This is a genomic window from Actinobacillus lignieresii (assembly GCF_900444945.1).
GTDB lineage: Bacteria > Pseudomonadota > Gammaproteobacteria > Enterobacterales > Pasteurellaceae > Actinobacillus > Actinobacillus lignieresii.
In genome coordinates, this window is the sequence record NZ_UFRM01000001.1 from 2,009,866 (window position 1) to 2,017,500 (window position 7,635).

Consider the following 7,635-nt stretch of genomic DNA (forward strand, 5'->3'; position numbering starts at 1 on the left):
AGCTATTCAAAGGTTATCGCATCTTTGATTTTCTTCAATGCCGCATTTTCAAGTTGGCGAACGCGCTCGGCGGAAATGCCGTATTTTTCCGCCAGATCTTGTAAAGTCGCTTTTTCTTCATCCAACCAACGAGTTTTAATAATATCTTGGCTACGTTCGTCCAGTGTTGCTAAGGCATAAGCTAATTGAGCGGTAGCTTGTCCGTTGTATTGATCGTCTTCCAAGTCATCGGCAAAGTTAGAGCTGTTATCTTCCAAATACATTGACGGCGTATAAACTTCGTCATCATCTTCGCCGACCGGCAAATCAAAACCGAGATCTTGCCCGGTCATACGGGATTCCATTTCGCGCACTTCTTCGGGCGAAACACCCAAATCTTCGGCGACTTTTTGGATTTCTTCCTCGTTGAACCAAGCCAAGCGGTTTTTATTTTTGCGCAGATTGAAAAAGAGTTTACGCTGCGCTTTGGTCGTAGCGACTTTCACGATACGCCAGTTTTTTAATACGTATTCGTGAATTTCCGCTTTCACCCAGTGTACCGCAAAAGATACCAATCGCACGCCGACATTCGGGTCAAATCGTTTTACCGCTTTCATTAATCCGATATTACCTTCTTGAATTAAGTCGGCAAGCGGTAAACCGTATCCCAAATAACCTCTGGCGATATGAATCACAAAACGCATATGCGATAGAATTAGCTGTTTTGCCGCCTCAACATCTTCATCATAGTAATAGCGTTCCGCCAATTCCTTTTCTTGTTCGGCAGTGAGAATCGGATATTGATTCGCCATACGAATATAGCTGTCGAGATTACCTTGCGGCACCGGCATTCCGCCCTGTACCAAAGCGGGGTGCATTGCCTCAGTCGGCTGATTATCGCTTTCCGTCACTTCTATTTCGTCCGGCTCGATAATTTCCGCATCTTCAATCTCATGTTCATCGAATTTTTTCATGCTATCTCTCCGGCTAATTATTTAATTTACATTATAACAGCGTTAGAACTTTCTCGTCTGTTTTTCTTACGAGCAGATTAGATTCAAATAAAAAAACCGAGTTCAAATATAGTCACTCGGCTTTTTTTAGATTTATAAAAATAGGGATTTAGGCTTTAATCGTTTTCTCTTCGTGTTTAGCCAATATTAAATAACCGACGGCAGAAAATGCGGAAAGCGCCGCAATGACTACATAAGACCAGAACCAACCGAAGTTATCCGCCATAATCGGCATAATCCAGTTTGCGCCCATATTACCGATTAAGTAAGCGGTGACACCGACAAAGCCGATTGCGGTACCGGCAACATTTAGCGGGACGAAGTTAATGGTTAAAATATTCACGATTAATTGCGGACCATAAATTAAAGCCCCTAAAATGCCGCAAATTACCAGTAATAACGGATAGTTAGGCGCACCGCTTGCGGTAACATATTCATAAGCGAATACGATACCCGCCATAATGAATAATCCGATTGCACCCATTTTTGCCATTTTATTCGGATATTTAACCGCTAACCATGCGAATACTAATGAACCCGGAATCGCGACCCATTCAAGAATCGAGATTGCCATATGGGATTCCGCATCGCCCATTTTCGCCACTTCATGTAAATAAATCGGCATCCAGTCCTCAATGCCGAAGCGAACGAAGTATAGTGCGACGTTTACTGCCGCAACCAATAGTAGTGCGGGGTTGAGGAATACATATTTACCGATAAGTTGCCAATAACCTAAATTATGTTTTTCTTCTTCGGAAGCGACGTTAGATTCGCCGGCGTCACCATACATCGTACGGAGTGAATCCAATCCTTCTTTTTCCGGCGCATCGCCACCGAATTTCCAACAAAATACCGCAAATAATAAAACTAAAACGGCAGGTACTAAGAATGCCATCAATACATTACCGGTTGAAGGCACGATAAAACCCATCGTCGTCATCATTGCAATCATCATCGGTAATAACGCAGACCCCATATTTTGTGAAATATTCCAACCTGCGATAGCCGCCCCGCGGGTTTTGTTCGGGTAATAATTTGCAATCATATTTTGTGATGCCGGAGCCAGTGCACCTTGCACCACACCGCAAAGTACCAGTAAAACGGCAAGAGTGAGGATCGAAGTATGGTAGAAACCGATCGTAATACAAATCACGGCGCTTGCCCCTAAACAGATCGCAAACAATTTACGTAAATCGACACGATCGCCCAATGCGCCCATATAAAATTTTGCCAACCCGTAAGAAATGGTCAAACAGGAAAGTAACATCGCAATATCCGCTTTTTCCCAACCGTTGGTCACCATAATGGATTTAGACATCAATTTGAAATTGTTACGGACTAAATAAGCGCAGACATAGCCGAGAAACGCTACGATAAAGATCATTTTTTGGCGTTTTAGAAAAGTCGCAAATTTTTCCGGCTCTTTTTGTTGATAGGCGAAAGTCATCGTGGACACCTTTAATAAGAAAGTGGAAAATTTGTTCGAATTACAATCAATCGAAGTTTATTTGTCAAAATAAAAAAATGAAATCTTTGAACTACTCCACAAATTAATTGAGCAAGCGGTTAAATTTACAAAATTTTTTGCAAAATCAACCGCTTTCCATTAGAATTATAAGACTTTTGGGGCTGATTCTGGATTCGACGGGATTAGCGAAGTCCAAGGTGCACGTCGAGGTGCGGTAGGCCTCGTAAACAAACCGCAAAAAAATAGTCGCAAACGACGAACAATACGCTTTAGCAGCTTAATAACCTGCTCATAGCCTTATCGCCTCAGCTTCCGCTCGTAAGACGAGGGCAACGATAAGTCACCCAAAACGAGATCGTGTGGACGCCGCCGTTTGAGGATCGAAACACTAAATTGAATCAAACTAGCTTATTTTTTGCGTGTCTGTCCGCTGGAGGTAAGTGAAATTAAAGACCAGACTAAACGTGTAGTGCTGAAGATGGAGTAATTTCGGACGGGGGTTCAAATCCCCCCAGCTCCACCAAATTTCATAAAAAATCCCTAGCTTAAAAGGCTAGGGATTTTTGTTTAAGTTGATATATAAAAGAGCTGAATTGCATTGGCAAATCAGCTCTTAATTTTTTAGCTACAGAATATGTTTATATTTTTCTAACATTTCTTTCGGCCATACGCTTGATTGAACTTCACCGATATGGGCTTTACGAAGTAAGAACATTACTAAACGAGATTGACCGATACCACCACCGATTGAAAGCGGTAAGCGACCTGCTAATAAATCTTTGTGCCAATCCATTTCTAAACGATCTTGGTCGCCGGTTAATTCGACTTGTAAACGCAGTGCTTTTTCATCAACACGGATACCCATTGACGAAAGTTCAAATGCCGTACCGAGTTGTTCGTTCCATACTAAAATATCGCCGTTTAAGCCTTTGTAACCGTTTTCAGATTCGGTTGTCCAGTCATCATAGTCCGGCGCTCGTCCGTCGTGCGGTTTTTCGTCGGACAATTTACCGCCGATACCGATTAAGAATACCGCACCGTGTTCTTTACAGATCGCATTTTCACGCTCTTTACCGGTCATATTCGGGTAACGTTGCACGAGTTCTTCACTGTGTACGAAGGTAATTTGTTTCGGTAGGATTGACGGAATATCAAAACGTGCTTCTACGGCTAATTCGGTTAAACGAATCGCTTTATAAATTTCATTTACGGTTTCTTTTAAGAAATCAAAGTTACGACGACCTTCGGGAATCACTTTTTCCCAGTCCCATTGATCCACATAGACAGAGTGGGTCGGGTCGAGCGAGTCTTCATCCGGACGTAACGCTTTCATATGTACGAATAAACCTTCGCCTTCTTTAAAACCGAAACGCGCTAAAGTGTGGCGTTTCCATTTTGCGAGCGAGTGAACTACTTCAAAAGTTGCGCCGGGAATACATTTTACGTTTACTTGAACCGCTTTTTCGATACCGGAAAGGTTATCCTGCATACCGTTACCCACTTGACTGAGAATCGGACCTTGAACTTCGATAATGCCTAATTTATCGATAAGATATTGGGTAAAGGTGTTTTTCACAAAGCTGATTTCTTGTTGTTGTAAAATGAATGTCTTTTTCATTATCTTATTCCTTATAAATAGAGTAATTTGTTCTCATGATTCGTTGAGATGAATGTAATTTAATATAATCCGTAAAAAATGCAATATTCATCAAATAAAAATCTTTTTCTATTAGATTTTATCTAATTATTTGTATTAAATTTTATTGAATTATCAATAAATCAAAAATGGAGTATGAATTTTGCACACAAAATATCAAATTGACAGGTTAGATCAGCTTATTTTACGTGCATTGGTAGAAGATGCTCGTACGCCTTATGCAGAAATGGCGAAGAATTTCGGTGTAAGTGCGGGAACCATTCATGTTCGAGTGGAAAAAATGCGTCAATCGGGAATTATCGAAGGGACTAAAATCCGTATTAATGAGCGTAAACTCGGCTATGACGTTTGTTGCTTTATCGGCATTATTTTGAAATCGGCGAAAGATTACGAAAAAGTGATTGCCAAATTGAATGAGTTTGAAGAAGTGGTCGAGGCTTACTATACCACGGGAAATTATTCGATTTTTATTAAGGTAATGACACATACGATTGAGGAATTACATCGTGTATTGGCGACAAAAATTCAGCTGATTGATGAAATTCAATCTACCGAAACCTTAATTTCGATGCAAAACCCGATTCTCAGAGGAATTAAGCCTTAGCCTAGCGTCGATTTTGTAAAAAATAACGGAAATTTGACCGCTTGTGAGCAAAAAACGCAAACGTTTTCATTTGATCAGCTTCACAAATTTGCAAATTTTTTATTAAAAACAATCGCTTATCTTTTATTTTCGTGATTGAATAGGCTTAAATTTTCGATTTTATCCCATCTAAATAAAGGAGATACAGTATGTCTGAAGTATTCCATTTAGGTTTAACCAAAGCCATGTTAAAAGGGGCAAAAGTTGCGATTGTACCGGGTGATCCGGCTCGCAGCGAACGTATTGCGCAAAAAATGGATAATCCTGAATTTCTCGTTTCAACCCGTGAATTTACTTCTTGGTTAGGTTATGTCGGCGAAGAACCGATTGTCGTTTGTTCAACCGGTATCGGCGGTCCGTCAGTATCAATTTGTGTGGAAGAATTGGCTCAACTCGGTGTACGTACATTCTTACGTATCGGTACGACCGGTGCTATCCAACCGCATATTAATGTGGGTGACGTACTGGTTACGACCGGTGCGGTTCGCTTAGACGGCGCAAGTCGCCACTTTGCACCGTTAGAATATCCAGCGGTAGCAAACTTCGAATGTACCAATGAACTTTATGCAGCAGCGAAAAATCAAGGAGTAACTCCTTATGTCGGTATCACCGCCTCATCCGATACTTTCTATCCGGGTCAAGAACGTTACGATACGTATAGCGGTAAAGTCTATCGCCATTTCCAAGGTTCGCTAAAACAATGGCAAGAGCTTAACGTAATGAACTTTGAAATGGAGTCTGCGACATTGTTTACTATGTGTTCCGCACTGGGTTTACGTGCCGGTATGGTTTCAGGGGTAATTGTAAACCGTACGCAACAAGAGATTCCGAATGAAGCGACAATTCACGCAACCGAACAAACGGCGATTGCGGTGGTGGTTGAAGCAGCGGGAAAACTGGCTAAATCAGCTTAATGAATTAAAGTTCACAACAAGCGGTCGGATTGTTAAAATAATTTGCAATCTAACCGCTTTTTTTATCTTTATGTTGCAACAATATCGTCAAATCTTAGCGCAAAATCATTGGTGTTCAGAAAAAGAGCCGCTTAGTAAAGCTCAACAAGAGTGGCTTCTACATCAAGGATCGCTAACGCAAAAATTATTACAAGTTACGCAGCATTTCAATGTTGAAATTACCCAACAAAAATGGATTGCAAAAATTTCTGAAAAAATGACCGCTTGTCGTTCGGATTTTTGGTTGCGAGAAGTCTTACTTAAAGAAAAAGATCAACCGTGGATTTTTGCTCAAACCGTCGTACCGCGAGAAACGATGGAACATGTCGCGCAAGATCTCCCGAAGCTAGGTGATCAACCCATCGGCTTATGGCTTTTCCCTCAGAAACCGGAACGGATTTCGCTTGAATGGCAATGTGATGCGCATAGCGGAATGTATATGCGCAGAGCCTGTTATTTATTAAAAGGCTATCCGTTAGAAATCTCCGAATTGTTCTTGGCGGATTTTCCTTATTTATAAAAAATAGAGAGCTTGAATCGCCTAAAATAAGAGAGTAGCATTCCGACTAATCTTTTATTTATTTCTATAATATGAAACCGACAATCCTTTTATATGATTCGGGAATGGGCGGGCTAACCATTTATGATGCGATACGCCAAACTTTACCGAATGCCCATTATCTCTATTGTTTCGATAATGCTTACTTTCCTTATTCCGAGCGTTCTGAAAACGTCCTAATCGAACAAGCGATCAAAATTGTGCAAAAAATTGCAGAAAAATACCCGCTTGATATGGTCGTTGTCGCCTGTAATACGGCAAGTACCGTTGTATTACCGGCGTTAAGAGAAAAATTTGCCTTCCCGATTGTCGGAACCGTACCGGCAATCAAACCGGCTGCGGCAATTTCGCAAACGAAAACCATCGGATTACTGGCAACAAAAGGGACGGTGGAACGACCTTATGTGGCGGAACTTATCGAAAAGTATGCGAAAGATTGTATTGTTGAAAAGATTGGGACTACTACATTAGTCGAATTGGTGGAAGAAAAGATCCGAACCGGAAATGTTGATCAAGATCGATTGAGTAAAGTTGTCGCCGAGTGGCAAACGCATCCTACATTAGACACGGTAATTTTAGGCTGTACCCATTTCCCGCTTGTGAAACAAGAATTACAGCAATTATTGCCGAAAGTGAAGTTCTTTATTGATCCGGGTAACGGTATCGCTAATAGGGTGGCTACGCTACTCAGTGAGTTCTCATTAGAGAACTCGGCGCAAAATAAGGAAAATATCGCCTTTTGCACGAAAATGGATGAAGAGTTCTCTAAAAGGGAAATAATTATGCAACAATGGGGCTTCAAGCGGTTAGAATTATTAAATTTATCACAAAAATAAAGTTCTTTATAATCAAATGGTTAGTGTTTTTGATTGCGTAAAAGTGGCGAAAAACGCAACATTCGATAAAAAAATATGAAAAAAGTACTTGCAAGGAATTTAGATTTCTCTATAATGCACCCACACAACGACGCACTGTTGTGAACGAGAAGTAAATGCGGTGCGTCGTTCTTTTTTGCTCTTTAACAATATATCAGACAATCTGTGTGGGCACTTGTTGATTGACTTGATTTTGAAAATATTATTTAAAACTTGAAGTCTTAATAGGTGCTTAAACTAGAAATTCATATTTTTCTTTTTGCTTAACTTGGTTAGGTAAGGGAAGTGAACTTAGCTAAGCAGAATATTGAGCGATTAAACTTTTTGAATTGAAGAGTTTGATCATGGCTCAGATTGAACGCTGGCGGCAGGCTTAACACATGCAAGTCGAACGGTAACGGGAAGGGAGCTTGCTTTCTTTGCCGACGAGTGGCGGACGGGTGAGTAATGCTTGGGAATCTGGCTTATGGAGGGGGATAACTACGGGA

Annotated in this window: 7 protein-coding genes, 1 rRNA gene and 1 other RNA gene (1 of these 9 only partly in view); 6 read left to right on the plus strand and 3 right to left on the minus strand. The window is 40.9% G+C overall.

The features are described 5' to 3' along the window. Positions 1-2: 2 nt before the first annotated feature. Complete coding sequence (gene rpoH / locus DY200_RS09530) at positions 3-953, minus strand: RNA polymerase sigma factor RpoH (protein ID WP_115587794.1); 951 nt, start codon at positions 951-953, stop codon at positions 3-5. Between the two features lie 148 nt (positions 954-1,101). Next, positions 1,102-2,439, minus strand: a complete 1,338-nt coding sequence (locus DY200_RS09535) for an MFS transporter (protein ID WP_005599457.1) — start codon at positions 2,437-2,439, stop codon at positions 1,102-1,104. A 178-nt stretch (positions 2,440-2,617) separates the two neighbouring features. On the opposite strand from DY200_RS09535, the gene ssrA reads away from it, so the two are divergent. Beyond that, positions 2,618-2,983: a transfer-messenger RNA gene (ssrA, locus tag DY200_RS09540) on the plus strand. A 102-nt stretch (positions 2,984-3,085) separates the two neighbouring features. On the opposite strand, the gene asnA is transcribed toward ssrA, so the two are convergent. After that, positions 3,086-4,078 carry an aspartate--ammonia ligase gene (gene asnA / locus DY200_RS09545; protein ID WP_115587795.1) on the minus strand — a complete coding sequence of 331 codons (993 nt, stop codon included), beginning with the start codon at positions 4,076-4,078 and terminating at the stop codon, positions 3,086-3,088. Between the two features lie 181 nt (positions 4,079-4,259). On the opposite strand from asnA, the gene asnC reads away from it, so the two are divergent. The 5 genes from asnC to DY200_RS09570 form a co-directional block, all read left to right on the plus strand. Then, on the plus strand, positions 4,260-4,721 hold the full coding sequence (gene asnC / locus DY200_RS09550) for a transcriptional regulator AsnC (protein WP_005599463.1): 462 nt from the start codon (positions 4,260-4,262) through the stop codon (positions 4,719-4,721). Between the two features lie 188 nt (positions 4,722-4,909). After that, positions 4,910-5,674, plus strand: a complete 765-nt coding sequence (gene udp, locus DY200_RS09555) for a uridine phosphorylase (RefSeq protein ID WP_115587796.1) — start codon at positions 4,910-4,912, stop codon at positions 5,672-5,674. Positions 5,675-5,738: 64 nt separating this feature from the next. Then, entirely contained in the window at positions 5,739-6,233 is a 495-nt protein-coding gene (locus DY200_RS09560; RefSeq protein ID WP_115587997.1) for a chorismate--pyruvate lyase family protein, read from the plus strand. Between the two features lie 71 nt (positions 6,234-6,304). After that, on the plus strand, positions 6,305-7,108 hold the full coding sequence (gene murI, locus DY200_RS09565) for a glutamate racemase (RefSeq protein ID WP_005599468.1): 804 nt from the start codon (positions 6,305-6,307) through the stop codon (positions 7,106-7,108). Positions 7,109-7,473: 365 nt separating this feature from the next. Further along, positions 7,474-7,635: ribosomal RNA gene (locus DY200_RS09570) — 16S ribosomal RNA — on the plus strand; it runs 1,380 nt beyond the window's last position.